A 25,522-nucleotide genomic window follows, 5' to 3' on the forward strand; every position below is an offset into this window, starting at 1 on the left:
CGAAGGACGGAACCATCGTTCGCGGCGTGTGCCAGTTCGAGGTAGTCGGCGGGCGAGTGCATCCGGATGGCCTCTCGACCTCGGCGGGACCGTCATCCTCCCAGTCAAGGCGCACGGATGCGAACCGCGTTTGCTCGTCAGGAGGTCTGGCATGGCGACATGGCGGCCAGGGCGATCCGTAGGAGCGATGCAGCGTAGGTGGCCTCGATGACTGAACGAGGCGGCACGGGCATGATGTCGACTTGTCCCCGCCTCACCCGTCCGGCCCCATCCGCGCGCGGCCCGCGGCGGCGAGGCTGATGCTGACCGGGTGGACCCTTTTCCCGCGCCGTACCCCACGCTGCTGGGTGACGACCCCGTGCTGCAGACGGCACTCGACACCGCTGTGAGCGAGGCACTGACGCAGTTTCCCGGGCTGGCCCGCCCCTTCCGGGCGGCGATGTCCTTCGTGGCGGTCGACCAGACGCCGGACGGGCCGGACTTCCGGCACGCCGGGCTGCGGTTCGGAGACAGCTGTTTCACCGCCAGCCTGGCCAAGGTCGGCGCGCTGTACGCGGCGTTCGAACTCCTGCGGAGCGTCAACGCGGTGGCCGGAGAGGTGACGACGCCGGGGGAGCTGTTCACGCGGTTGCGGAGCGAGTTCGATCCGGTGATCGACGCGTCGGTGCCAGCCATCGCCGCGGCACCGGGCCTCACCCGGGCGCAGCGGTTGCCGAAGTACGAGCAGATCTTCGCCACGGCTCCCGTATTCGGCGCACTGGTCTGTTCGTTCCAGCCCGGCTTCCAGGACAACCTGAACAGGATGATCGTCAGAGGGGCGAACGACACCGCGTCCGCGGTCATCCAGGCGCTCGGCTACAGCTGGATCAACGGAGCGCTCAAAGCCGGCGGCTTCTTCTTCCCGCCGGCCGCCACGGGGATCTGGTTGGCCGGAACCTTCACAGGTGCGCTGACCGCCGTTCGCATCCCGAGCGTGAACGACGGTATGGTCGCGCAGGCGTCGACCTGCTTCGACATGGCGAACCCCTACGCGCACATCGTCCGCCGCACCCTCGTGGATCCCGTCAGTTCGAACCTCATGCACGCGCTCCTCGCCACGTCCGCGAGCGTTGGTGACGACCCCTCGTATCTGGACTTCACCCGGCGGCCAGGCCTCCCGCCACGGGATTTCGGGGTGCTCGACTCCAAGATCGGCCGCGAGAAGCTGAAGACCGGAATCCCGGTGCTTTCCGAGGGCGCGGTGGTCGAGAGTTCGGATCCCGCGCAGCAGTTCGTGGTGGTCTTCCAGGACAGCCTGGACGACCTCGATTCGCTGTCCGCGCTCGGATTCATCGTGGACCGTACGATCAAGCTTTCCCGCGCCGGACCGTAACACCGGTCTGCTGCCGCCACCGGCACGCAACGCGCTGCCCCTCGCCCGCGGCCGGCCTATCGCCGCCGGGCCTGCTCGACGAGGCCGGTCTCGTAGGCGATCACGACGAGCTGGGCGCGGTCGTTCGCCTGCAGCTTGCTGAACAGGCGGCTGACGTGGGTCTTGACGGTGGCAACGCTGATGTTGAGCTGGGCGCTGATGTCGGTGTTCGAATGTCCTGCGGCCACGTGGACGAGGACCTCTCTCTCGCGCTCCGTGAGCGGGTCGAGCAGGGTGGACGAGACGCCGGAGCCGAGGGCGTTGCGGTTGACGAAGTCACGAATGAGACGCCGGGTCACGCTCGGCGCGAGGAGAGCGTCGCCGGCGGCGACGGTGCGGATTCCCGCGAGCAGCGTCTCGGGCGGGGTGTCCTTGAGGAGGAAGCCGCTGGCGCCGGCCTTGAGGGCGGCGAACACGTACTCGTCAAGGTCGAAGGTGGTGAGGATGACGATCCGGATGGCCTCGGTGGCCGGGTCGCCGAGTAGCTGCCGGGTGGCCTCGATGCCGTCCATGTCAGGCATCCGTACGTCCATCAGGATGATGTCGGGAAGGTGCCGGCGGCCGGCTGCCACGGTGTCGCGGCCGGTGCTGGTCTCGGCGACGACCTCCATGTCCGGCGCGGCGTTCACGAGCACGCTGAAGCCGGCTCGTACGAGGATGTGGTCGTCGGCTATGACCACCCGAATCGTCATCGCCGGCCTCCGAACGCGGACGTCGATCTGGGCACCGCAGGCAGTGGTCAGCGCACTGCGAGTAGCCAACATACAAGGCCGTACGCCCGGCCGTGCCCGCCGACCCGCGGGGCGTCCGCCCGGCGGTGAGCGGCCGTCGGGTCACGGTCGCACCCGCGCGTACATCCAGGACTGTATGCCGACGGCCAGTACCCCCCTGGCCGGACGCCGGTACCGGACCGCGGCCTGACGACGCCGGGGCCTCCGCGGAGGCAGGCTTTGAGCCGCGGGAGAGGTCCGTGGGACAAGGCTGCGCGGACCAGCCAGCGCGGCAATGCGCTGAGCCCGACCTACGTCACGAAGGCAGAGTTGTGCACCATTTCGACAATCATCAGACCGGGCTCCCTGGCGGGAGCCGATGAGCGGGATCGCGCGGTGGTGCTTCCGGCACCGGTTCATCGTCGTCGGCGGGTGGTTGCTGCTCCTCGCGATCCTGGCGGGCGGCGTGACCGCCGCGGGTGGCGCCTCCTTCTCGGAGGAGTACTCCCTGCCCGGCACCGAGTCGACCACGGCCGGGGAGCTGCTGTCGTCACAGTTCGAGCGCACCTCAGGCGACTCGGGCACCATCGTGCTGGACGCGACCAGCGGCAAGGTGACTGAGCCGGCCGTCCGGGCCGAGGTGGACCAGATGCTGGCCCGGGTGGCCGAGGTGCCCCAGGTCGGCGGGGTGACCAGCCCGTTCGCGCCGGAAGGGGCGGCGCAGGTCAGCGAGGACGGTGGGACCGCCTACGCGACGGTCACGTTCACCGAGGAGCGCCAGGGCCTCGACACGGAGAACATCCAGCAGGTCGTGGACCTGGGCTCGGAGCTGCGCAGCGACACCCTGCGGGTGGAGTTCGGCGGCGCGGTGATGGGGGAGCTGGACAGGCCCTCGACATCGAGTAGCGAACTGATCGGCCTCCTGGCCGCGGCGATCGTCATGCTGTTCGCGTTCGGGTCCTTCGTGGCGATGGCCATCCCGCTCATCGCCTCGGTCCTCGCGCTGGGCAGCGCGATTCTCTCGATCGACCTCCTCACCCACGCGATGAGCGTCCCCAGCACCGCCCCGATCATCGCCGCGTTCATCGGTCTCGGCGTCGGCACCGACTACGCGCTGTTCGTCGTCGCCCGCTACCGCAACGGCATCCGGGCCGGGCTCAGCCCGGAGGACGCGACCGTGGGGGCCATGAACACCTCCGGCCGGGCGGTCATCTTCGCCGGCGGTACGGTCGCGGTCGCGATGCTCGGCCTCCTCATGCTCGGGTTCAGCATCCTGTCCGGGATCGGCCTGTCGGCGGCGATCATGGTGGTGTTCGCCGTCGCGGTCGCCTTGACCCTGCTGCCCGCCCTGTTCGCGCTGTTCGGAATGCGGGTGCTCAGCCGCCGCCAACGCACCCAGCTCAGGAACGAAGGGCCGATGGAGGCTCAGATCTCCAAGGGATGGGAGCGCTGGGCCGGATACGTGCAGAAGCGGCCGGTGCCGCTGACGATCATGGCGACCGTGCTCATGGTGGTGCTGATGATCCCGTTCTTCTCGATGCGTCTTGGATCCTCCGACGCCGGCAACAACCCGGAGGACACCACCACGCGTCAGGCTTACGACCTGCTCGCCGACGGCTTCGGCCCCGGCCACAACGGCCCGCTGATGCTCGTGGCCGAGGTCCCGACCGCGGAGGCCGCGACCGCCTTCACCGAGCTGGCGCAGGAGCTCGAGACCGTTCCCGGGGTGGCGTCCGTGCAGACCCCGCCGGCCACGCCAGGCGCGACGGTGCAGACCATGCGGGTCATTCCCACGGAATCCCCGCAGTCGGAGCAGACGTCGGAGCTCATCGACACGCTGCGTGACGGCGTGATACCCGATCACGAGGAGGGCGGGCTCGAGGTCCACGTCGGCGGGCAGACCGCCGTGCACAAGGACTTCGCGGCCGCGCTGAGCGGCAAGATGCCGCTCTTCGTCACCATCGTCGTCGTCCTGGGATGCCTGCTGCTGATGCTCGCGTTCCGCAGCATTCTCATCCCGCTCACCGCGGCGGTGATGAACCTGCTCTCGGCCGGCGCCGGGTTCGGCATCGTGGTCGCGGTCTTCCAGTGGGGCTGGGGCTCGTCCGCCCTGGGCGCGGGCCCGGGCGGGCCGGTGGAATCGTTCCTGCCACCGATGATGCTGGCCGTCCTGTTCGGTCTTTCGATGGACTACGAGGTGTTCCTGGTCAGCCGCATCCACGAGGAATGGCTGCACACCGGGGACAACAACCTCTCCGTCCGGCGCGGCCAGGCCGCGACAGGCCAGCTCATCAACGCCGTCGCGATCATCATGATCTGCGTGTTCACGGCCTTCGTGTTCATGGGCATGCGCATCATCGCCGAGTTCGGTCTTGGCGTGGCCGTGGCCATCCTGCTCGACGCCCTGGTGGTACGCACGATCCTCGTACCGGCGGCCATGCAGCTGTTCGGGAAATGGAACTGGTATCTGCCCGGGTGGCTCGACCGCATCCTGCCCCACGTCTCGGTCGAAGGACCCTCGGACCTGCTGGCCGCCAGCGGGCGGGCCCACGCCTCGGCCCCGGCCGATGACCAGCGTCCGGTCCTCACCGACAAGCACGGCGTCTGACGCCGCCCCACATCCGCCGCGCCCCCGGCCGCGGGCCTACCGCCAGGCCGCGCACCGGGGGCGCGGCCTGCCTGATCGTGGTCGACGAGACGACGAGACGACGAGACGACGAGACGACGAGGTGGGACGCCGGCCGTCCGACGCGGTTGACCGGGCACCCGGGATCGTCGTCCCCTCTCGTCGGCCACGTGCGGGTCTGATACTCGGTGGCCCCGGCGGCGGCCACCAGGGAGACTCGGGCGAAGGTCGACTCAGTCGACATGGCGGTCGGAGGGCTGGATTCCCCCCGTACGCAGCAGTGCCTGGACCCGGAAACCCTTGCCGTGCGGGCCGGCGCGCAGGCGGCCGTCGAACAGGGCCGCTCGCTCGCGCATGCCGATCAGCCCGTGACCGGCCGAGGCGGCACGCCCGGCGGCGGGACGGAGCCCGGGGGCCTTCCGGCGGTGTGGCTCGGAGGGACCGCTGTCGGTGACCTCGATGACCACGTCCTCGGTGCGGTACTCGATGCGGAGGGTGGCCCGGGTCGGCCCGGCATGGCGTACGACGTTGGTGAGGGCCTCCTGGGCGATGCGATACGCCGACAGGTCCACCGCGGCGGGGAGCGGGCGGGCCGTACCGCGGACATCGAGGCGCAGGTCGACGCCGGCACTGCGGATCTGGTCGGCCAGCGCGGCCGTGTCGGCCAGCCCGGGGGTGGGAGTGAGCGCGGGGTCGACGGCGTGCTCGTGGCGCAGTACCTCCACGAGCAGCCGCATCTCGTGGAGGGCCTGGCGGGTGGTGGTCTCGACGATGCCGAGCGTCTCCGCCACCTGGGCCGGATCGCTGTCCATGACCATGCGCGCGACGCCGGCGCGCACCGCGATGAGGCTCATCGAGTGCGCGACGATGTCGTGCAGTTCGCGGGCGATGACCAGGCGCTCGTCGATGGCGGCCTGGCGGATGCGGGCGGCGTGCTGACGTTCGCGTTCGGCCTCCTGCTCGGCGGTGGCGATGATCCTGTTCCGGTGTTCCCGGGCGGCGAGGCCGGCGAACCAGCCCAGGCAGATGATCGCGACGTTGGCGGCGAGCACGGCCACCCAGCTCGAGGAGACACGCCCGATGCTGATCCCGGTGGCCATCAGCAGGCTGGCGACGCCGGGGCGAACCCACCAGAGCGCGTATTCCGCCGTCGCCGCGAGGGTGTAGGCGGTGAGGGCGACGCAGACCGAGACCTGCGGTGCGCCGCCGAGCGCCGCGACCACGAAGGCACAGAGCGACGCCACGGCGAACGACAAGCGCGGACAGAGCCGGCGGGCGGCGACGGCGAGAGCGGCGAAGGCGATGCCCACGGTCCGCAGCGCGAGCTCGCCGTCGACGGCGCGGTGAGCGCCGCTGAGGGCGTCGGCCCAGAGCAGACCGACGCACAGCAGGGCGGCGAGCGCGACGTCGAGGAGGACCAGGGGTCGCGGTCGCCTGGCGAGAAATCGCCGGACCTGCGGTGCTGGAATGATGCCGGACACACCAGCAGGCTACTTATGGCGAGAGGGCTGGTCGTCACGTCACAGTCGCGTTCACCGCGTGCATCGCCGACTGCGGGCGGGCGGGCAGTACATCTCTGGTCGTACGCGAAGGTCGTACCGACCAGCGTCCTCGACCGAGTGCCGCTCCGGTGGCGAGTGCCATCGTCCGGTCACCGGCGGGTCGACTCGGTGGAGGCACACCGGGAACAGGGGAACCGCGCGATCACCGTTCAGCGCTCGGCCCGCCATCGAGTGACGGCGTCGCGCACAGCGCCCCGGGGAGTGACGCCGCCTTCCGCGAGGGCGTCGAGCACCGCTCCGCGGATCGGCACCGCGCCCTCCGTGACGGCGCGGGCCCGCGGATGGGCTTCGGCGAGTTCTCGCAGGATCGCGGCGCGGAGGACGGTGTCGGCCGCGGCCACCGAGCCGCCCAAAGTGACGGTGAACCCGTCGCCGGGCGGCAGGCCGACCCGCCTCGCGCACGAGGTGACGTAGCGGGTCACGCGTTCGGCCTGCTCGTCGACGAGAACGATCGCGACGGGGTCGCCGGCCTCCGCCTCGTGCAGCACGGTGCGCACGGCCGTGGACCTGTGCAGGTGTGACCCGCCGGCGTTCTCCCTCCTGGTGAAGGCGTGGAGCAGGTCTTCCACGGATGCCGCGCCGTAGAAGCGGGGGAGCGAGACGGAGAGGCTCGTGCCGGCGGCCATGCCCAGCTCTGCGAGGGACTTCCGACGAGGACCGGCGGATACCAACGCCCGGTGACGCCGGACGGGCCGCGGCCTCTGCCCGGCGATCCTCTTGTCGCACAGCGGCTACGTCCTCGACGAGGGACGGCGGGTTCGTCTCCCTTCCGCTGCGCGCGTTCCCGGGCGACGCCGACAAGGGCGGCGTACCCGCGGCCATGTCACGGGGAGCGATCCGAGCTCTTCGCCGTGGCGCGTGCCCCGGCGAGGGCCGTGGACAGGGCTGCGGCTGCCGCGACCAGCAGAGCCCAGCCGGGGGCGAGGCGGATCAGCGCGGCTCCGACGGCGGCTCCGGCCGTCATGAGCGCGATCGCGCCGGCCCGGCGTGGCCACGGCTGGGCTCGGCCGGCCCCGAGTGGGGAGTCGGCGGCGAAGGCGGTCATGGTGGAGGTGACCACGACCGTGGTGACGTCCTTGACCGCGAGTTCCCTGGCCGCGGCGGCCTGCGTCCCCATCGCGAAGGCCAGGACCCCCGCGACGGCCACACTGTCGCCCCCGGCGAACAGGGCCACGCCGGAGCCGGCGGTCGCCAGTCCACCGCCGCCGATCAACGCCGTGTGCCGGACGTTCCAACCCGGCGGAGAGGAGCGCAGCACGCGCCCGCCGGCCGCCGCCCCGAGCACGAAGCAGGCCAGGGCGACCCCGGGCCCCACGGTCGGCAGGTGGTCCGCGCCGGTGACGGCCGCGCCGATGATGATCACGTTGCCGGTCATGTTCCCGGCGAAGACGCCGTCGAGGGACAGGTAGCTGACGGCGTCCACGACTCCGGTGGCGAAGGTCAGGGCGAGCAGCAGCCGGAGGTGGATCTCGGGGCGCATCGTCGGTTCACCGCCCCTCGGCCGCGGCGTCGGCCCGGGGCGCCGGCAGATCCGCCTTGGCCAGACGGCCGTGTACCCCTTTCACCCCGTCGACCACCTGGGAGATCTGGAAGTCGCCGGCTGCGCTGAGGTAGGCGAGACCCACCGGGCCCGGGATGTCGTGGCGGTGGTCGAGCAGCGCGAGGGCGTCGCGGACCGCGTGCCGCACCGCCTCGTCGAGATCGGCGTCCAGGCCGAGGACGATGACCTCGTCCGCCGTCTCGGCATAGGGCGCCCGCAGGCGCGCGGCCAGGGCGCGCGCGTCAGGTCCGCTGTGCAGGGTCAGGCGCAGCGTGGCGCGGAGCGGTGCCTCGAAGGCGGTGAGCGCCACCTCCCCGTCGCCCTGGGCGAAGTGGGGGTCGCCCGCGTAGAAGAGGGCGTCGGGGACCTGGACGGGCAGGAACAGGCGGCTGCCCGCGAGGAGGTGGCGGACGTCGAGGTTGCCGCCGTGCCGGCCCGGCGGCACGGAGTGCACGTCGGCCTCGGTGGCGGGGGCGACGCCCATGATGCCGAGGAACGGGCGCAGCCGGAACGACAGGTGGCGGCCGTCGCCGACGGCCAGCCGGCCGCGGCCGTCGTCGCCGACGGTGGCGACCAGGCTGTGCACGGCGGCGGGTGGTTCCGGGTACTCCGTCGGCAGCGCGCCCCTGCCGTGCCGGTTGCTGATCACCCCGTAGGGGGCTCGGCGGCGCAGGCTCAGCACCTCGGCCTCCAGGACGTCGCCGGGGCGTGCGCCGTGTACCGCGACCGGTCCGGTCACCACATGAGGACCCCGGGTCGCGGCGTCGTGTTCCCGGGGCGAGGCGGCCAGCGCGACGGCGTCGGCCAGGAGCGCCGTGGCCGGTATGCCGGCGGCGCCGAAGAAGGCGGCCGGGTCGCGCCCCTGGTCGGGGAGTATCCCCTCGTGGCTGATCGTGTCGAGGGTGACGGTCTCCCCTGAGCGGACGGTCAGGGCCGGCGCCGACCGGGCGTTGGGCAGCAGACCCCAGTGCACCAGCTCCGGCTCTGCCGGCAGGTAGTGAGCCCCGTCGACGGGTCCGGCCCCGGGTTGCAGCAGGACCGTCACAGTGCCTCCGCCAGGGCGGTGCTGGTGAGCGTGAAGCCGAAGCACTGGCGGACGTTGTAGAGGGTGGCGTCCATGCAGAACGGCGGGGAGGTGGTGGCGACGGCGTCCTGGAGCACCAGGACGTCGTAGCCGAGGTTGGCGGCGTCCATCAGGGTCGCCAGGACGCACTGGTCGGCGTTGACCCCGGCGAAGAGCAGGGTGTCGACGCGCAGGTTGCGCAGCACGCTGTCGAGTTCGGTGTCCTGGAAGCCGCTCATCCGGTACTTGGCGATGTGCACGTCGTCGGCCGCGGGTTCGAGTTCGTCGACGACGGCGGCGGAGGGGCTGCCCCGTTCCAGGACGGGCCCCCGGCCGTGGGGGAGGGCCGCGCCGATGCCGCCGCCGGTGCCGTCGGCGTCGTAGACGTGGAGGACGCCGGGCGGGAGGTTGGCGCGGTCGGGGCGGTTGCCCCAGTTGAGCCAGACCACGGGGACGCCGGCGGTGCGCAGCCTCGGCAGCAGGCCGGCGAGGACCGGGATGGGCGAGCGGGCCGGGGTGATGTCGACGCCGATGGACGCGAGCCAGCCGTCGGCGGCGCAGAAGTCGTTCTGCATGTCGACGACGATCAGCGCCGTCGCCGCGAGGTCCAGGGTCACGGGCTGTGGGAGCGCCTCGACGGTGGCGGTGCGCGGGGCGCGGGCGGGGCGCACCAGGCTGACTCCGCCGGGCCCCGCTGTCCACGCGTTGCGGCGGTTGGGACCTATCAGGCCGTCGGGCACCTCGGGAGTCCTTCCGGGCGGGCGGCCTGGGCGGCCAGGTCGAGCAGGGACAGGTCGGCGCCCGGCCGGCCGAGGGCGCAGAGACCCACGGGCAGGCCGCGGACGGCGAGCAGCGGGGAAACGACCGCGGGCAGTCCGGCGAGCGAGGCCAGGTGGGTGAGACGCAGGGTGGCGGCGCGCACGGCTTCCACGTCTGCCGGCGCGGCTCCGACGCGGGGTGCGGGGCCGCTGGTGGCGGGGAGCAGCAGCGCCGTGCCTGGCGGGAGCGCGGAGGTGATCAGGGACCCGGCGTCGGCCAACTCCCGTTCTGCGGCGGTGAGCTGGGCGGGTGTCACGTCCCTCCCGGCGGCGAAGCGGGCGGCGACGTCCGGGGCCAGCGCCCCGGCGTGGCGGTCGATCCAGGCACCGTGGTGTTCCCATGCCTGGGCGGCCTGGACGGTTCGGAAGGCGCGGAACCAGGCGTCGAGCCGTTCGGTGCCCGGTACGGCGAGGCGGGTCAGGGGGAGGCCGGTCCGCAGGGCGAGGGCGCGGCAGGCCGCCTCGAGGGCGGTGCGGACCCCGGGCTCGGTCAGCGCCGTGAGGCGGTCGTCGACCGCCAGCACGCGGATGGGCACGGGGGCGTCCCCGCGGTCCGGCAGCAGCGTTCCGGCGGCGGTGCGCAGCACGTCCGCGTCGCGGGCCAGCAGTCCCGCGGTGTCGAAGGCGGGGGCCAGCGGGAGGAGTCCGCGGGTCGGCACGGCACCGTGCGTGGGCCGCCAGCCGTAGAGCCCGCAGTACGAGGCGGGCACCCGGATGGAGCCCGCGGTGTCGGTGGCCAGGCCCAGGGCGGCCCAGCCGCGGGCCACGGCCGCGGCCGGGCCGCTGCTCGAACCGCCGGTGATCCGGCCCGGGGCGGCCGGGTTGGCGGGGGTGCCGTAGTGGGCGTTCGTCCCGGCGAGGCCGAAGGCGAGTTCGTCGGTGTGGGCGATGCCGGCCAGCTCGGCCCCCGCGTTCAGCAGGGCCTGTACGGCGTCCGCATGACGGTCCTCGGTGACGGCTTCCGCGAGCCACCGGGGGTTGCCGGCGCCGATGGGGTGGCCGGCCACGGCGAAGAGGTCCTTGACGGCGACGTCGACCCCCGACAGCGGTCCTTCCGGCGCGCCAGCGGCGAGGGGGCGGCCGCTGACGCGCCAGACGGCCGGGTCGGGCCCTGGTTCCGGGACGGGCCGCGGGACGGCGCTGACGTGGGCGGCCCGGACCCGCCAGCCGGCGTCCGTCCGCTGCCACACCTGGGTCTGCAGCCCTCGGGAGCCGTCGGCGCGGCGGGTTTCGGCGATCACCACGGTGGCGTCCGGGCAGATCGGCGTCGTGTGCACGCGCTCCACCACGCGGGCGGGAGCACCGGCGCGACCGCGTCGGAAGTCCGCGATGGCCTGGTGGCCGGTCAGGACCGTGGTGCCCTCGGCGCGCAGCGTGTCGGCGGCGTCGAGGAACCAGTGGTCCAGGGCCGCGACGTCGTCGGCGGCCAGGGCCCGCTCGTACGACCAGAAGGCGCCGAGGGGGCCGTCGGCCGGGTCCGTGTCCGGGTCTGTCACGGTGGCGCTCACCGGGCCCGGAGCACGGCCAGGTCGTCCTCGTCGAGGGCGGTCGCCGGGCCGCTCTCGATCAACGTGGCGAAGCCCTCGTCGGGGGACATGACGGTGAGCGTGTAGAGCCGCTCGGTGGCGGAGGTGTTGGTGATCCGGTGCCGGGATCCGGCGGGCAGGACCAGGACGTCGCCGGGGACCAGGTCACGGGTGTGCTCGTCGCTCTCGGCGCGCCCGTGCCCGGACAGGACCACGAACGTCTCGACCGAGTCGGTGTGCGCGTTGAACGGCTGGGCGCCGCCGGGCTCCCACACCTCGAAGACGACGGTGGTCGGCGAGCCGTCGCCGGGGCCGGTGAGGACGGCGAGTTTGACCGTGTCGCCGGCGGTGATGTGGTGGGCGGTGATCTCGTTCAGCGGCTTGAGCAGCGGGGGAGTGGTCATGGCGGTCTCCCTAGGGGGTCGGGCGGGGCGCGGGAAGGAAGCGGGCGCACTCGCGCAGCGCGGCGGCGCAGCGGGCCACGGCGGCGTCGACGAGCTTGCGGCCGAGTTCCGGGGTGGCGCCCGTGGGGTCGCCGACGAGGCCGGTGCCGGTGGCGAAGTCGTCGCTGGTCCAGCCGAACGCGACCGGCTTGCCGAAGCCGACGTACTCGTAGCCGGTCAGGTGCTCGGGGACGCTGCGGCGGGCGAGGTCCATGTGGACCAGGTCGGGCCGCAGGTGGAGCAGGGCCGAGGTCTCGTTGTGGCCGCCGTGCACGCCCATGCCGTGCTCGGTCGCGGGTGAGGTCCCGCCCTGGTCGGCGGGCAGGGAGGCGTGCAGCAGGAACGTGGTCAGGCCGTGCCTGGTGCGCAGTTCACGCAGGGCGACGGCGAGCAGCGCGCTGTTGCCGCCGTGCGCGTTGAGGAACGCGATCCGACGCACGGGGCCGGCGGCCAGCGAGCGGCCGATGTCGTCCAGCACCGCGAGCAGGGTGCCGGCGCTCAGCCACAGGGTGCCGGGCGACCAGGCGTGCTCGTCGGACTTGGTGTAGGCGAGCCCCGGCAGCAGGGTGATGTCGCAGGTGTCGGCGGCGGCGAGGGCGGCGCCCTCGGCGACCGCCTCCGCCACGATGTAGTCGGTCGCCACGGGGAGATGGGGACCGTGCTGTTCGATGGCACCGACCGGCAGCAGGGCGACGGTGTCGGCGTTCAGCCCGGCCACCTCGGGGGCGGTGAGGTCGGTGAAGCGGGTGAGGGCCAAGGCTGGTTCCCTTTCAGGCGCTGAGGAGGTGGCCGGGGTTGATCAGGCCGAGCGGATCCGTGGTGCGGGCCGTGGCGCGCACCAGGTCCACCCGCCGGTCGACGTACCACTGGTGCACGTCGTGCACGCCGACGCCGAGAGCGTTCAGTGCCTCGATGCCCCGGTAGACGGTGTCCGGGTCCTCGTAGCGGGCCATGAGCATGCCGACGGGGCCGGCGCGCATGCCTTCGAGGTGGAGCACGGTGTCCGGGTAGACCGCCTTGACGGCGGACGGGTCGCCCAGCAGCACGTCGCCGCTGATCTCCAGGTGGAACCAGCCCTCCTCCGCCTTCATCAGGTGGTACGTCGGGTGGTTGAAGGAGAGCGAGCTGACGAGGGCGGGGCCGTGCGGGGCCGGGCGGGTCTCCAGGACGCGCCCGCCGTGGCGTTCGATCAGGGCGCGCGCCTCGGGCCCGGCGTGTTCCTCGACGATGGTCCGCAGGCTCAGGGCCTCCGGGTCGAGCGCCGGGTCGGGGGCGAAGGTGCGCACGAGACCCGGCTCGTCCATGGAGACCAGGCGTGGCGCCGGTTCGAGTCGTACCAGGGCGGCGAGGGCCGCGGTCGCGGACTCCCAGGCGTCGAACGCGGCGAAGAGGCCGGTCCAGGCACGGGCCCGCTGGAGGCCCACGGTGGCCGTGGCGATGATGCCGGTGGTGCCGTAGGCGTGGATGTACGGCAGGGCGTCCTCGTTCCGCACGGTGAACGGCTCGGCCTCGGCGGTGCAGGGCACCACGGTCAACTCCCTGACGAAGCCGTCGCCGTTGGTGCCGTTGGACAGGGATCCCGTGCCGCCGTTGCCGCCGGCGAGGAAGCCGCCGAGCGTGGTGCCGAAGGTGGAGGGGAACATCCACAGCTCTTGGCCGAGCGAGCGGGCGTGGGACTCCAGGTCCGACATCTTGGCGCCCGCCTCGGCGCGGATCCAGCCGTCTCCCGCGTCCAGGACGCGGTCGCAGGCGGTCAGGTCCAGCACGGCACCGCCGCGCAGCGGGATGGCCTGCCCGTAGTTGCCGGTGCCCTTGCCGCGCGGGGTGACCGGGATCCGGAGGCGGTGGGCGAGGGCGACGACGGCGGGGACGAGCTCGTGTCGGGAGGGGCGGAGCACCACCTCGGCGCGGCCGGCGGGCAGCCTGGCGGCGAGGATCGGGGACATGTGGGCCCAGTCGGTGGACGCCTTGTCCAGTGCTTTCTCGTCGCGGATCACGGCGTCGGCCCCGAGGAGCAGGGCCGCGTCGCGGCAGAAGTCCTCGATGTTCGGCGTGCGGGTGCCGGCGGACGCGGTGGGGACCCGCCGTTCGTCGGCGACGAGTTCGGTGAGGCGGCGTACCTCGTCGGCCGACAGGGTGGCGGGCTTGGGGTCGGCGACCATTACTCCATACCGATCGTGGGGTCGATGAACTGGTTGGTGGCGAGGTCTTCCGCGGTCAGGTCGTCGGGGACGGTGGCCCCGCTCTCGGTGACCAGCGGCGTGAAGTCCTGGCGGATCCGCTCGACGCGCTCCATGTCGAAGCCCCCGATGCTGCCGTCGGCCTCGTTGGCGAGGATGCCGAGGTCCACCATCTCCTCGGCGGCGAACGCCCCGGTCTCCTGGGAGTAGACCCAGCCGGTGTTGTACTCCGTGACGAGCTCGGAGATCAGGTCGACGGCCGGTCCCGGATCGGCGGCGAAGTCGGCGGCGGAGCGCTGGAGGACGGGCACCAGCCGCTCCAGGCAGGGACTCAGCTCCTCCAGCGCTCCGGTCCTGGCCGAGAGCGCCTGCGGGTAGACGGTGTAGCCGACGTCCGCCAGGAGCTGGTACTCGACCGGCTTGTTCCAGGCGCCGACCTCGTGCTCGTAGACGTACGGCTCGGCGGTGGCGAAGCCCTGCTGCGCGATGCCGGGGTCGGAGACGAACCGGGAGGGCGAGCCGTCGTAACTGGCGTCGAGCTGGCTCTCCTGGATCAGGCCGTCCGCCACCAGCATCGAGGCGTAGGTGTTGCCGGCGACGTAGACGACCTTCTCGTCGGTCTCGCCGATGTCGGCGATCGTCTCCCAGTCGGGGTGGGTCTCCGGGTCCCACATCAGCATGATCGGGCTCTTCCTCATCAGCGCCATGACGGCGGTCACGGGCTGGTCGGCGGCGGCGGTGATCGCGCCGTCGGTGGTGACGGTGCCGAGGGTGATGCTCTCGTCGACGTACATCTGCGAGGCGACGCTCTGGTAGCCGATGGCCGCTCCGCCGGCCCGGACCTCCACCTCGACGCCAGTGTCCTGACCGTCGATCACCAGGGGTCCTGTGACGCGCTTCTGGTCGGAGTCGATGCGGTAGCCGGGACCCAGCAGGTTGTACAGCGGGCCGTGCTCGGCCTCGGGTTCCCAGTCGGTCTGCAGGACGACGGTGTCCGGGCAGACGCCGTCGAGGCGAAGCTCCGGCGGGGCGGACTCGATGGCTTCGCCAGAGGCGGCGGACTGCGCGCCGTCGCCGCAGGCCGAGACAGCGAACAGGGCGAACACGGAGAAGGCGGAGAAAAGGGTCGTCGTGCGGGTGCGTCTGGTCAAGGGCATGGGGAACTCCGGGGAAACGCGGCGGGACGAGAGGGCCGGTGTGCGGCTGCGGGGGCGTCAGCGGTCGGTGGCGGAGCCGTGCCAGGAGCCGATCGCCAGCCGGTTGAGGAAGGTGAAGAGGGCGAAGACGGCGACGCCGAACAGCGAGGCCAGGATGATGGCGGCGAACAGGTCCTCGGACTGGAGCCGGGCCCGGTAGACGTCGAGCAGGGTGCCGATGCCGGGGCTGCCCTGCTTGAAGAACATGTCGCCGACGATGGCGCCGATCACCGACAACCCCGCCGACGTGCGCAGTCCGGTGAAGATCGCGGGAAGCGCGGCGGGGAGTTCCAGCTTGCGCAGCCGGTCCCAGCGGCTCGCCTGCTGCAGCGTGAACAGGTCGTGGTGGGCGCGGTCCACGGACTGCAGCCCGAACAGCGTGTTGGCGATCATGGGAAAGAGCGCGATGATCACGCAGACCACGGTCCTGCTGGTGTAGCCGAACCCGAACCACAGGCCGATCAGCGGCACGATGGCGAGGATCGGCATGGTCTGCAGGATGACCGCGTACGGATACAGCGCGCGTTCCAGCAGGCGGGCCCTGCTCATCAGGACGGCCGCGCCGACGCCGAGCACGGAGGCCAGGAGGAGTCCGGTGAGCGAGACCCGCGCGGTCAGCGCCAGGGCGGACAGCATCGGTTCCAGGTGGGACCAGTCCAGGAAGCTCACGCTCAGCACCTGGTGCGGCGGGGGGACGAGGAAGCGGCGCTCGGGTCGCAGGACGACGTAGCTGATGAGGTACCAGACCCCCAGCGCCACCAGCAGCGAGCCGAGCGGCGCCAGCGGCGTGGCCCACCCTCGGCGCCCGCGGCGCGGGGCGGGAGCCGCCGAGGCCGCGGGAAGGTCGTGGGCCTCGGGCACGGCCACCGTGGGGCCGACGCTCTGGACGCTCACCTGGCACCTCCTCGCAGGGCGGTGGAGACCTCGCCGGCGATGGCGGCGAAGGCCGGCTCGTATCGCAGGTCGGCGGGGCGGGGATGGGGGAAGGGCACGTCGAACGAGGCGGTGACGCGGCCGGGGCGAGCGGACATCACGACGACCCGGTTGGAGAGGTAGACCGCCTCGGGCACGGAGTGGGTGATGAACAGGGCGGAGAATCCCTGCTCCGAGAGAATCCGCTGAAGCTCCTCCTGCATCCGCAGTCGGGTGATCTCGTCGAGGGCGCCGAACGGTTCGTCGAACAGGAACAGCGATGGCCGTGTCATCAGCGCCCGGGCGAGCGAGACGCGCATCCTCATGCCGCCGGAGAGCTGGCCGGGGAGCTGCTTCTCGAAGCCGCCGAGGCCGACCAGTGCCAGGACCTCCCGTGCGCGCTCCCGGCGCTCGGGCTTGGGCGTGCCGGCGAGTTCGGCGGGGAGCTCCACATTGGCCAGCACGCTGCGCCAGGGCAGCAGGGTGGCGTCCTGGAAGACGAAGCCCACCGAGTCGGCGCGGGCGTGCACGGTGCCCGCGGTCGGGGAGTCCAGGCCAGAGGCCAGCCGCAGCAGGGTGGACTTGCCGCAGCCGGAGGGGCCGACCACGGAGACGAACTCACCTGCCGCGACGGACAGGTTGACGTCCGTGAGAGCCAGAGTGCCGTTGGGGAACCGCTTGTCGACGCCCTTGAAGCGCAGCGCCGTTTCCACCATGACGGACATGTCTCCACTTCCTCCTCTCGTCTCGGTTTCGGCCGGAACGCCGAATGTTGATATCATGAACATTGATTGTTTCTCGGCAGTTTCGCCGCGGTGTCGATCCCCGGCTTTCAGACCAGCTCACGAACCACCGTGGTACGGCTGACGATCCGCCCCGCCCGGAACACCACACGATCGGGACAGGCCGCGCCCAGTGCCTCCGAGAGCGAACCGGCGCGCACGGCCAGCAGATCGGCGACGGCCCCCTCGAACGGGCCGGCCGGCGGCAGCCCCAGCACGGCACGGGCCCCGGCGGTCACCGCGTGCACCGCCTCGGACGGCGTCAGGTGCCCGGCCGCCACCAGCAACGCGGCGGTCTCCAGCGGATCGGCGCGCCCCACCGGATTGAACGGATCGCGTACGTTGTCGCCACCGGCGGCCAGCGTGACGCCGGCCTCCAGCAGAGTGCGTACGGCCGTCAGCCCGCGCGGAACGGGCGCGGGGTGGTCGCGTCCCTGGAGGTACAGATTCGTCAGCGGCAGCGTCACCACCCCGATGCCCGCCAGCGCGACGTCCTTGGCCAACCGCGCGGCCTCCTCGTCCGGCATCGCGCCCAGGCTGACGCAGTGGCTCGCGGTCACCGGCCGCGCGAATCCGCCGCGCCCCACCGCCGCCGCGAGCAGCCGCAGATCCCCGGAGGCCGGATCCAGGTTCTCGTCCGCGTGCAGGTCGATGCCGACGCCGAACTCACCGGCGAGCCGCACCGCGCGCGCGACGGCCGCCTCCGGGTCGGCCGCCAGGTGCGGGCAGCCGCCCAGCACGTCGGCCCCCAGCGTGAAGGCCTCGCGCAGCACGGCGTCCGGCGCGTCCAGGTGCAGCACCACGACCTGCAACTCGGTCCTGCCGCGCACCGCCTCGCGCAGCCGCAGCATCGCCCGCAGCCCACGCAGCGGGTCGTCGCCGGGCAGGACGTCCACGTGGGTGCGCACCGCGGTCACCCCGTTCATGGTCAACTCGTCCAGGGCCCGACGGGCGCGCGACACCACGTCCTCCTCGGTGACCCCCTCCGCGTAGTCCCGCCAGGCTCCGACGGCCGACGGCAGGTCGCAGGGCGGGGCACCGGCCAGGTCCCAGGTGTGGGCCTTGTCCAGGTGGGCGTGTGGCTCGGCCGGGGCGGGCAGCAGCAGACAGCCGGTCAGGTCGGTCTCGGCCGGCCCGGCGGGCAGCGTCCCCGGCGGCGCGACGCGGATCACCCGGCCGCCCCCGAGGAGCAGGTCGCGGGGGGAGCCGTCGGGCAGCAGGGCCCCGCGCAGCAGCATCGTGGTCATCGGCCCGCTCCTCCCGGTCCTTCCTGGGTGGTCGCCCGAACCGCGGTGAGCACCGCGAAACCGTCGAAGTCGTGGCGCCAGGCCGCCGTTCCGAACATGTCGGTGGCGACCACCGGGCGGGTGCGGCCGTCCCGCACCGCCGCGAACGCCTCCGCCACATCGGCCACGAAGCCGGCCGACTCCCGGTGGCGGAGGTTGTGACCCAGCAGCGCGGTGCCGACCGGCAACTCGGCGAGTCGGCGGGTGGAGTCGGCGAAGGCGGGCACGTCGGCGCCGGGTACATGGGCGAAGAACGTGCCGCTGATGAGGGTGTCCCCGGCGAGCAGCAACCCGCTGTCCGCCTCCCACAGGCACAGGCCGTCCGGCGAGTGGCCCGGGGTGTGCAGGACCCTTAGGCGGCGCCCGCCGAGGTCGAGCGTGTCCCCCTCGTGCAGCAGCCTGGTCGGGCGGACCGCCTCGATCCGCCAGTGCCTCAGCTCGGGCACCGGTCGGACCTCGACCCGGCTGTCGGTGAGGAAGAACGCCTCGGTGTCGAGGGCGCGCAGCGCCTGGTACTTCTCCCGCAGTCCGCGCGCGATGTGCGCGTACGACTCCAGCCACTCGCGCGGCGCCGGCGAACCGTGCGCGTCCGCTCCCTCGGCGTGCACGGCGAAGTCGCGGGCGACGCCGACCAGCGACGCGTTGCCGCCCCGGTGGTCGTAGTGGTGATGGGAGTTGACCACCAGCAGCGGCAGCGAGGTCAGCGCGCGCACCTCGCCCGCGAGGTCGCCGATGCCCATGCCGGTGTCGTAGAGGAGGGCGAGGTCGTCGCCCAGGACCAGGTAGCTGTTGACGTGGCCGGGCTCGGCGATCAGGTACACCCCGGGGGCCGTCTCCCGGACGGCGAACCACCGCCGGCCGGTCATCGCGCGTACTCGGCGGGGAGTCGGTGGTAGCGGCGGCCCAGGTGGACCAGGGCGCCCGCTCCCTCCGTGCCCGGCAGGACGCGCCGGACCGAGGCGATGATCAACCGGTGGTCGCCGGCGGGTACGTCCCGGACGACCTGGCAGCTCAGCACGGCGGCGCTGTACGCGGTGAGCACCGGCACGTCCCACTCGTCGGTGCTCCAGGCCAGCCCCGCGAAGCGGTCGGCCGTCCGGTCGGCGAACCGGCGGGAGAGGCTCTCGCCGTCCGCCCGCAGGATGTTGAGTGCGAACCGGCCGCGGCCGAGCAGGGCCGACAGGGTCCGGCTGGCCTGGTCGACACCGAGGGCGAGCAACTGGGGTGAGCGGCTGAGGCTCATCACGGCCGTGCTGGTGAATCCGGCCGGCCTGCCCTCGGGGCCGGCCGTCGTGACGACGCAGACGCCGCCGGCGAGCGCGGCCATGGCGGCGAGGAAGGCGGCGTCGGTCGAGGTGGCGGAGCGATCAGTGGTAGCCGACGGCATACGGGCTCCCTGGGCTGGGGACGAATAGATTGGAACGGATGGAGCGGAGTAGAATGTTCATCCCATCAACATCGACCATAGGGTCCGAGTGTTTCGCCGGGGTAAATCCCCCGGCGCGTTCCGTGTTCCGTCCGCCCAGCGTCGCCCGCCGCCCGTCACCGTTGAGGAACCCGACATGCCGGTCCAGCCCACCCCTGGTACGCCGCCACAGGCCGCCAGTCGCCAGCGCACGAACAGTGCCCAGCGCGCGGAACTCGGCGCCACCATCCGCCGTCTCCGCAAGGAGCGTGGGCTGACGCTCGTACAGCTCGCCCAGAGGTCCGACCTGTCCCACCCGTTCCTCAGCCAGTTGGAACGGGGGCTGACACACCCCAGCATGCCGTCACTGCACCGCATCGCCCGCGCCCTCGGTACCACCCAGCAGGCCCTGCTGGCCTCGGCCGTGCGGGCCGAGCCCGACGTCACGCGCCAGGCCATCCGGGTCGTCCGCTGCGGCGAGGGACTGGGCGTGGCGAACGTCGGCGGCATGGCCCGCATGCTGGGCAGCCCGCAACTCGGCGTCCACCCCGTCGAGTACCGAGGCGCCCGGACGGACTTCGGGGACTACTACGACCACCCGGGCGACGAGTTCCTGTATGTCGTCGACGGCGACGTCGAGGTGGACCTGCTGACCGCCGACGGGCGCACCGTGCACCAGCTGGCCGCGGGCGACAGCATCAGCTACCTCGGGGGCACCCCCCACCGCTGGCGCGCCCTCGGTGACAGCGACCGGTTCCGGCTGCTGGCCGTCCAGAACGCCACGGACACCCCCACAGGCACCGCCGAACCGCACGGGTGACGCGCGGCCGGGCGGCCGCCTCGCCGCGGCCGGCCGGTGAGCGGTGCCCCGGTCGAGTGCCTCGCGGTCGGCGGAGCGGCAGGGCGAGCTGCCGGCATCCCGGCGGGCGTCACGCCTCGAGCAGCCGCTCGCTCAGCTCCCAGAGCCGCCGTGCCGACTCCGGGTCGATCGCGTGTGGGACGACGTCGGACGGCACGTCCTCGTCGGTGCCGAAGGCGAAGGGTCTCGGGGTGTCGAGCGGCGAGACGTCGTTGTCCTTGAGGTAGACCCCGCCGATGTCGGCGAGCAGGGGGCTGGTGGCCGCGAACACGCTGGTGCTGGCGCCCTGTCGCGGCGTCTTCATCTCGCGCGCCGGATCGATGACCGGTCTGCCGGCGTCGTCGAGCAGCCCCATGGCCCGCAGCGCCTCCTCGCTCACCGCGGGACCGTCCTCGGACCGGGCAGGGCCGAGGATGGTGGTGACGACGACGCCCGGGTGCACGGCGTAGCCGCGGATCCCGTCCTCGGCCCAGCGGCGGTCCAGTTCGACGGCGAACAGCACGTTGGCGGTCTTGGACTGGCCGTAGGCGAGCATGCCGTCGTAGCCGGTGGTGAAGTGCGGGTCGTCCCAGCGGATGTCGGAGAGCCGGTGGCCGCCGGACGTCACGTTCACCACCCGGGCGCCGCGGGCCGTGCGCAGCGCGGGCAGCAGGGCCAGGGTCAGTTGGAAGTGGCCGAGGTGGTTGGTCGCGAACTGCGACTCGTAGCCGCGCGCGTCCCGCACCAGGGGGCCGCTCATGATGCCGGCGTTGTTGATCAGGATGTGCGGCGGGCGTCCGGAGTCGAGGTAACGGTCGGCGAAGGCGTCGATCGACGCCGGGTCGAGCAGGTCGAGCCGGTCGATCGCCACGCGCTCGATGCCGGCCAGCGCGGGGGCGGCGCGCTCGGGGTCGCGCGAGCCCACGGTCACGGAGGCGCCGGCCCTGCTGAGCGCGCGGGTGGTCTCCAGGCCGAGCCCGACGTGGCCACCGGTGACGATGACGTTCCGGCCCGACAGGTCGATGCCGCAGAGGACCTCGTCTGCCGTGGACGCCGCGGTGAAGCCGGACCCGAGGGGCTGCTGTTTCTGTGTCATGACACCACCCTGCCCCTGACCGTCCGAACTCTGAATCATTGACCATCCGTATTTCTTACGCGAGAGTACGGACATGGTTGAAGACCAGCTGTCCCAGGTGCTCGAACTCGTCGAGGTGCGCGGGCAGCTGACGGGCGGGTTCGTGACGCGGGGCCGCTGGGCGTCGCACGCCGCCCTGGACACCCCGCTGAAGTTCATGGCGATGGTGCGCGGTCGCGCCCGGCTGACCACCGACGGCGCCGACGGGCCGATCGAGCTCGAACCGGGAGACGTCGCCATCCTGAACAGCCGGTCGTGGTTGACGCTCGAAGGCGGCACCGGTGCAGGACCGCGCCACGAGATCACGCCCGAGCCGGGCTTCCCCTCGCCCCGCCTCCTCGCCGCCGACCGCGTCGCCGACGACGTCGTCCTGGGCGGCCGCATCGACCTCAACCCGGTGGGTCGGGCCCTGCTCCTGCAGGCGCTGCCGCCGCTGGGGCACGTCCGGGCGTCGGCCGCCGCCGCGGCCGAGCTGCGCGGCAGCCTGGACCGACTGTTCGACGAGGCGACCGGGAACCGGATGGGCTCGGCCTTCGCCATCCGGCAGCACGGCCAACTCCTGGTGCTCGAGATGCTGCGTGCCTACCTGGACCAGGCCGAACTGCCCCCGGGATGGCTGCGGTTGCTGACCGACGAACGGTTGCGCCCGGCGCTCGGCCGCATGCACGCCGAGCCCGCGAAGCCCTGGGGGCTGGCGGAGTTGGCGCGCGCCGCGGCGATGTCGCGGACGTCGTTCGCGGAACGGTTCAGGGCCGTCGCGGGAGTACCGCCGCTGACCTATCTCAGCCGCTGGCGGATGCTGCTCGCGCGGCGCGCTCTGCGAGACAGCGACGTCCGCGTCGGGGCGCTGGCGGTCGAGCTCGGCTACGGGTCCGAGAGCGCCTTCAGCACCGCGTTCAAGCGGGAGGTGGGGGAGTCGCCGCTTCGCTACCGCAACCGCACGCGGCACGAGTCGCCCGGCCCCACCGAGCCGTCGCCGGTCTGACCTCCGCCACCCTCCGACTACTGGCCGAAAGTGCGCCTTGTCAGTGCGTGACGGAATGGGAGTATCTCGTGTGAAAGCTGTCGGGGTTGTAAGAGATCTTCGTCCGACAGGTGCCCGATCGCCATGCTTCACGCACTCGCAGCCGTCTCATCCACCGGATCGACGAATCCCACTGGAGGAATGCACGTGAGATCGAAGCGCACCACCTCGCGCCGGCGTCTCGCCCGGGGCTTACGGACCCTGGCGGTGGCCACCGGCCTCGCCGCCGCCGCGGCACTGTTCCTGCCCGGCGCCGCCCAGGCCGACGACGGTGTCTTCAACGCCACCGAACTGTCCGCCGCCAGCGAGGCCGTCGAGGCCGCCGGCATCGGCGGCGTGGCCTGGGCGGTGGACCCCTCGACGGACACCGTGACGGTCCTGGTCGACGAGACCGTCTCCGAGGCCGACCTCGCCGAGCTCACCGCGAGCGCCGGTGACCTGGCCGGCGCGCTGGACATCCAGCGCACCGAGGGCACGTTCGAGAAGTACCTGCAGGGCGGCGACGCGATCTACGCCGACGTCGGCTGGCGCTGCTCGCTCGGCTTCAACGTCCGCTCCGGCGGCAGCTACTACTTCCTGACCGCCGGTCACTGTACGGCCGACCCGTACGGCCCGACACCGCCGTACCCGCTGTGGCACAACGGCTCGGCCTGGATCGGCTACACCGCCGGCTCCTCCTTCCCGGTCAACGACTTCGGCATCGTCGCCTACGACCCGCAGCCCTCCTCGGTGCCCGGCACGGTCGCGGGCGGCGGCACCATCACCGGGTTCGCCAACCCGGTCGTGGGTCAGTCGGCCTGCCGCAGCGGCAGCACCACGGGCGTGCGCTGCGGCTCGGTCACCGGCCTCGGCTGGACGGTCGACTACGGGAACGGCGAGGTCGTCTACGACATGATCCAGACCAACATCTGCGCCGAGCCCGGCGACAGCGGCGGCCCGCTCTGGTCCGGTTCCACCGGTCTCGGGCTGACCTCGGGCGGCAGTGGCAACTGCACCTCGGGCGGCATCACGTTCTTCCAGCCGGTGGTCGAGGCGGCCAACGCCTACGGGGTCACCGTGCCCTGATCATCGGTTCCGGTCCGGCCGCACCCGTGACCCGTCCCCGCCCGGCCCCGGCCGGGCGGGGACGTTCGCTGTCGGGCGGGGAACTTTACCCGCTCGACGGGCGGAAGTCCGCCGGCCTCGTGTGAGAAGTCTTCCCCAAGTCGTGCGTAAGCCTCTATCTTCCCTGTGCGTACAGCAAAAAGACCCGGTCTTTCGATCGCTTATCTGCCAGGTTTCGCAGCGCGACAGCCTACTTGTGACGTACGGCTGCTCGATGAGTCCCGTTCATGGGAGTTCGCGGTCCTGACCCGGTGTCACGCAACGGCGCCAACCAGATCTGGAGGCCCCCGCATGATCCGCCGCATCCGACATCTGACCGGCCTCGGCCTCGGGGCACTGCTCTGCCTCGCCGCGCTGCCGGCGACACCCAGCTCCGCCGCCCAGGCCGCCGCCCCCGACGACCCCGCCTACCAGGTGTTGGTCTTCTCCAAGACCGCCGGCTTCCGGCACGACTCGATCGACGAGGGAATCGCCGCGATCACCCGACTCGGCGAGGAGAACAACTTCACGGTGACCGCCACCGAGAACGCCGGCGCCTTCACGACCAGGAACCTGGCCCGGTACGAGGCGGTGGTGTTCCTCTCCACCACCGGCGACGTGCTGAACCGCGCCCAGGAGACGGCCTTCGAGCGCTACATCAACGCCGGCGGCGGATACGTGGGCGTACACGCCGCGGCCGACACCGAGTACGACTGGGACTGGTACAACGGCCTTGCGGGCGCGCTCTTCCAGTCCCACCCCCAGATCCAGCAGGCCACCGTGCGGGTCGAGGACCGCGCGCACGCCGCCACCGCCCACCTGGGCGGCGCCTGGCAGCGCACCGACGAGTGGTACAACTACCGCACCAACCCGCGCACCACCTCCCACGTGTTGGCCTCCCTCGACGAGTCCAGCTACACGGGCGGCACCATGGCCGGCGACCACCCCATCGCCTGGTGCAAGGAGTACGAGGGCGGCCGGGCCTTCTACACCGGCGGCGGCCACACCGCCGAGTCCTACGCCCAGCAGGACTTCGTCCGACACCTGCTGGGCGGCATCCGCTGGGCCGCCGGCGTCACCGAGGCCGACTGCCGCCCGGAGACCGGCTACACCCCGCTCTTCGACGGCTCCGACACCGACGGCTGGTCACAGGCCGGGCCCGGCTCCTTCGAACTGTCCGACGGCACCCTCGTCTCCCGGGGCGGCATGGGCCTGCTCTGGTACGAGGCCCGGGAGTTCGGCTCCTACTCGCTGAAGCTCGACTGGATGCTGGAGGGCGACGACAACTCCGGCGTCTTCATGGGCTTCCCCGCGTCCGACGACCCCTGGTCCGCCGTCGACAACGGATACGAGATCCAGATCGACGCGACCGACGCCGCCGACCGCACCACGGGAGCCGTCTACGGCTTCCAGTCCGCCGACCTGGCCGCCCGCGACGCCGCCCTCAACCCGCCGGGGGAGTGGAACACCTACGAGATCCGCGTCGAGGGCGAACGCCTCCGCGTCTACCTCAACGGCACGCTCATCAACGACTTCACCAACACCGACCCCGCGCGCAGCCTCCAGCAGGGCCACATCGGACTGCAGAACCACGGTGCCGACGACACCGCCTCCTTCCGCAACGTCCGGATCCAGGAACTCGACGCCCACTCCTGCCCCGAAGACCACCGCTGACACGTCTCCCCGCCGGCTAGGACTTGTCCTGCCGATCATGTGACTACTTCGCGTGTTGGTCGTTGGTGTGGACATGGAGCGGGGTGATCTGACGGATGCCGAGTGGGAACGGCTGCGGCCGTTCCTCCCGGTCAGTAACAGGCGTTGCGGCTGGTGGCGGGATCATCGGCAGGTGATCGACGGGATTCTCCATCGGGTGCGGACGGGTGTTCAGTGGCGTGACCTGCCAGAGCGGTTCGGCCCGTGGAAGACGGTCTATGAACGCCACCGCCTGTGGTCGGCCGACGGAACCTGGGAGCGACTACTCC

General features: G+C 72.2%; 23 protein-coding genes and 1 pseudogene. 7 read left to right on the plus strand and 17 right to left on the minus strand.

The features are described from left to right. Positions 1-310 precede the first annotated feature (310 nt). A complete protein-coding gene (locus tag ACFWI8_RS12755; protein ID WP_387089448.1) occupies positions 311-1,372 on the plus strand; it encodes a hypothetical protein in 1,062 nt (353 codons plus the stop codon). 56 nt (positions 1,373-1,428) lie between these two features. Here the strand turns inward: ACFWI8_RS12755 and ACFWI8_RS12760 are convergent, their stop codons facing one another. Then, complete coding sequence (locus ACFWI8_RS12760; protein WP_387089451.1) at positions 1,429-2,103, minus strand: response regulator; 675 nt, start codon at positions 2,101-2,103, stop codon at positions 1,429-1,431. 397 nt (positions 2,104-2,500) lie between these two features. Here ACFWI8_RS12760 and ACFWI8_RS12765 point away from each other — a divergent pair, with 397 nt between their 5' ends. Further along, on the plus strand, positions 2,501-4,729 hold the full coding sequence (locus ACFWI8_RS12765; protein WP_387089453.1) for an MMPL family transporter: 2,229 nt from the start codon (positions 2,501-2,503) through the stop codon (positions 4,727-4,729). A gap of 251 nt (positions 4,730-4,980) precedes the next feature. Here the strand turns inward: ACFWI8_RS12765 and ACFWI8_RS12770 are convergent, their stop codons facing one another. From ACFWI8_RS12770 to ACFWI8_RS12840, 15 genes are all read right to left on the minus strand, one after another. After that, complete coding sequence (locus tag ACFWI8_RS12770; RefSeq protein WP_387089456.1) at positions 4,981-6,228, minus strand: sensor histidine kinase; 1,248 nt, start codon at positions 6,226-6,228, stop codon at positions 4,981-4,983. 230 nt (positions 6,229-6,458) lie between these two features. Then, complete coding sequence (locus tag ACFWI8_RS12775; RefSeq protein WP_387089459.1) at positions 6,459-6,935, minus strand: hypothetical protein; 477 nt, start codon at positions 6,933-6,935, stop codon at positions 6,459-6,461. A gap of 197 nt (positions 6,936-7,132) precedes the next feature. Next, a complete protein-coding gene (locus ACFWI8_RS12780; RefSeq protein ID WP_387089462.1) occupies positions 7,133-7,789 on the minus strand; it encodes a YoaK family protein in 657 nt (218 codons plus the stop codon). 7 nt (positions 7,790-7,796) lie between these two features. Next, positions 7,797-8,894, minus strand: a complete 1,098-nt coding sequence (locus ACFWI8_RS12785; RefSeq protein WP_387089465.1) for an acetamidase/formamidase family protein — start codon at positions 8,892-8,894, stop codon at positions 7,797-7,799. Beyond that, positions 8,891-9,652: a cysteine hydrolase family protein gene (locus ACFWI8_RS12790; protein ID WP_387089468.1), complete on the minus strand. Its 762-nt coding sequence runs from the start codon at positions 9,650-9,652 to the stop codon at positions 8,891-8,893. Before ACFWI8_RS12790 ends, ACFWI8_RS12785 begins: the two co-directional genes overlap by 4 nt. Then, positions 9,637-11,226, minus strand: coding sequence for an amidase (locus ACFWI8_RS12795; RefSeq protein ID WP_387089471.1), 1,590 nt, complete (start codon positions 11,224-11,226; stop codon positions 9,637-9,639). Before ACFWI8_RS12795 ends, ACFWI8_RS12790 begins: the two co-directional genes overlap by 16 nt. 8 nt (positions 11,227-11,234) lie before the next feature. After that, positions 11,235-11,660 (minus strand): cupin domain-containing protein, encoded by a 426-nt coding sequence (locus ACFWI8_RS12800; protein ID WP_387089474.1) that lies wholly within the window; start codon positions 11,658-11,660, stop codon positions 11,235-11,237. 10 nt (positions 11,661-11,670) lie between these two features. Continuing rightward, the gene (locus ACFWI8_RS12805) at positions 11,671-12,456 is read right to left on the minus strand and encodes a creatininase family protein (protein WP_387089477.1); all 786 of its coding nucleotides are present in this window, start codon (positions 12,454-12,456) and stop codon (positions 11,671-11,673) included. 13 nt (positions 12,457-12,469) lie between these two features. Beyond that, positions 12,470-13,861, minus strand: coding sequence for an FAD-binding oxidoreductase (locus ACFWI8_RS12810; protein ID WP_387089480.1), 1,392 nt, complete (start codon positions 13,859-13,861; stop codon positions 12,470-12,472). Further along, on the minus strand, positions 13,861-15,036 hold the full coding sequence (locus tag ACFWI8_RS12815; protein ID WP_387089482.1) for a hypothetical protein: 1,176 nt from the start codon (positions 15,034-15,036) through the stop codon (positions 13,861-13,863). The genes ACFWI8_RS12810 and ACFWI8_RS12815 overlap by 1 nt, the downstream gene beginning before the upstream one ends. Positions 15,037-15,093: 57 nt before the next feature. After that, positions 15,094-15,969: an ABC transporter permease gene (locus tag ACFWI8_RS12820; RefSeq protein WP_387089484.1), complete on the minus strand. Its 876-nt coding sequence runs from the start codon at positions 15,967-15,969 to the stop codon at positions 15,094-15,096. Next, positions 15,966-16,712, minus strand: a complete 747-nt coding sequence (locus tag ACFWI8_RS12825; RefSeq protein ID WP_387089487.1) for an ABC transporter ATP-binding protein — start codon at positions 16,710-16,712, stop codon at positions 15,966-15,968. Before ACFWI8_RS12825 ends, ACFWI8_RS12820 begins: the two co-directional genes overlap by 4 nt. A 107-nt stretch (positions 16,713-16,819) precedes the next feature. Further along, positions 16,820-18,016, minus strand: coding sequence for an amidohydrolase family protein (locus tag ACFWI8_RS12830; protein WP_387089490.1), 1,197 nt, complete (start codon positions 18,014-18,016; stop codon positions 16,820-16,822). Further along, positions 18,013-18,921 carry an MBL fold metallo-hydrolase gene (locus ACFWI8_RS12835; RefSeq protein ID WP_387089493.1) on the minus strand — a complete coding sequence of 303 codons (909 nt, stop codon included), beginning with the start codon at positions 18,919-18,921 and terminating at the stop codon, positions 18,013-18,015. Before ACFWI8_RS12835 ends, ACFWI8_RS12830 begins: the two co-directional genes overlap by 4 nt. Then, positions 18,918-19,442 (minus strand): flavin reductase family protein, encoded by a 525-nt coding sequence (locus tag ACFWI8_RS12840; RefSeq protein WP_387089496.1) that lies wholly within the window; start codon positions 19,440-19,442, stop codon positions 18,918-18,920. The genes ACFWI8_RS12835 and ACFWI8_RS12840 overlap by 4 nt, the downstream gene beginning before the upstream one ends. A gap of 175 nt (positions 19,443-19,617) precedes the next feature. On the opposite strand from ACFWI8_RS12840, the gene ACFWI8_RS12845 reads away from it, so the two are divergent. Continuing rightward, positions 19,618-20,280, plus strand: coding sequence for a helix-turn-helix domain-containing protein (locus tag ACFWI8_RS12845; protein WP_387089499.1), 663 nt, complete (start codon positions 19,618-19,620; stop codon positions 20,278-20,280). A gap of 109 nt (positions 20,281-20,389) precedes the next feature. Here ACFWI8_RS12845 and ACFWI8_RS12850 read toward each other — a convergent pair whose 3' ends face one another. Continuing rightward, the gene (locus tag ACFWI8_RS12850; RefSeq protein ID WP_387089502.1) at positions 20,390-21,394 is read right to left on the minus strand and encodes an SDR family NAD(P)-dependent oxidoreductase; all 1,005 of its coding nucleotides are present in this window, start codon (positions 21,392-21,394) and stop codon (positions 20,390-20,392) included. A 73-nt stretch (positions 21,395-21,467) separates the two neighbouring features. On the opposite strand from ACFWI8_RS12850, the gene ACFWI8_RS12855 reads away from it, so the two are divergent. From ACFWI8_RS12855 to ACFWI8_RS12870, 4 genes and pseudogenes are all read left to right on the plus strand, one after another. Next, a complete protein-coding gene (locus tag ACFWI8_RS12855) occupies positions 21,468-22,418 on the plus strand; it encodes an AraC family transcriptional regulator (protein ID WP_387089504.1) in 951 nt (316 codons plus the stop codon). Between the two features lie 186 nt (positions 22,419-22,604). Beyond that, positions 22,605-23,522, plus strand: coding sequence for a S1 family peptidase (locus ACFWI8_RS12860; RefSeq protein ID WP_387089507.1), 918 nt, complete (start codon positions 22,605-22,607; stop codon positions 23,520-23,522). 330 nt (positions 23,523-23,852) lie between these two features. Continuing rightward, positions 23,853-25,199, plus strand: a pseudogene (locus tag ACFWI8_RS12865) (ThuA domain-containing protein); the annotation flags it as partial. 88 nt (positions 25,200-25,287) lie between these two features. Next, positions 25,288-25,522 (plus strand): transposase (locus tag ACFWI8_RS12870; protein ID WP_387089510.1); only part of this gene is annotated, 235 nt, incomplete at its 3' end.

This window comes from Streptomyces sp. NPDC127098 (assembly GCF_042722465.1).
Classification (GTDB): Bacteria; Actinomycetota; Actinomycetes; order Streptomycetales; family Streptomycetaceae; genus Streptomyces; species Streptomyces millisiae.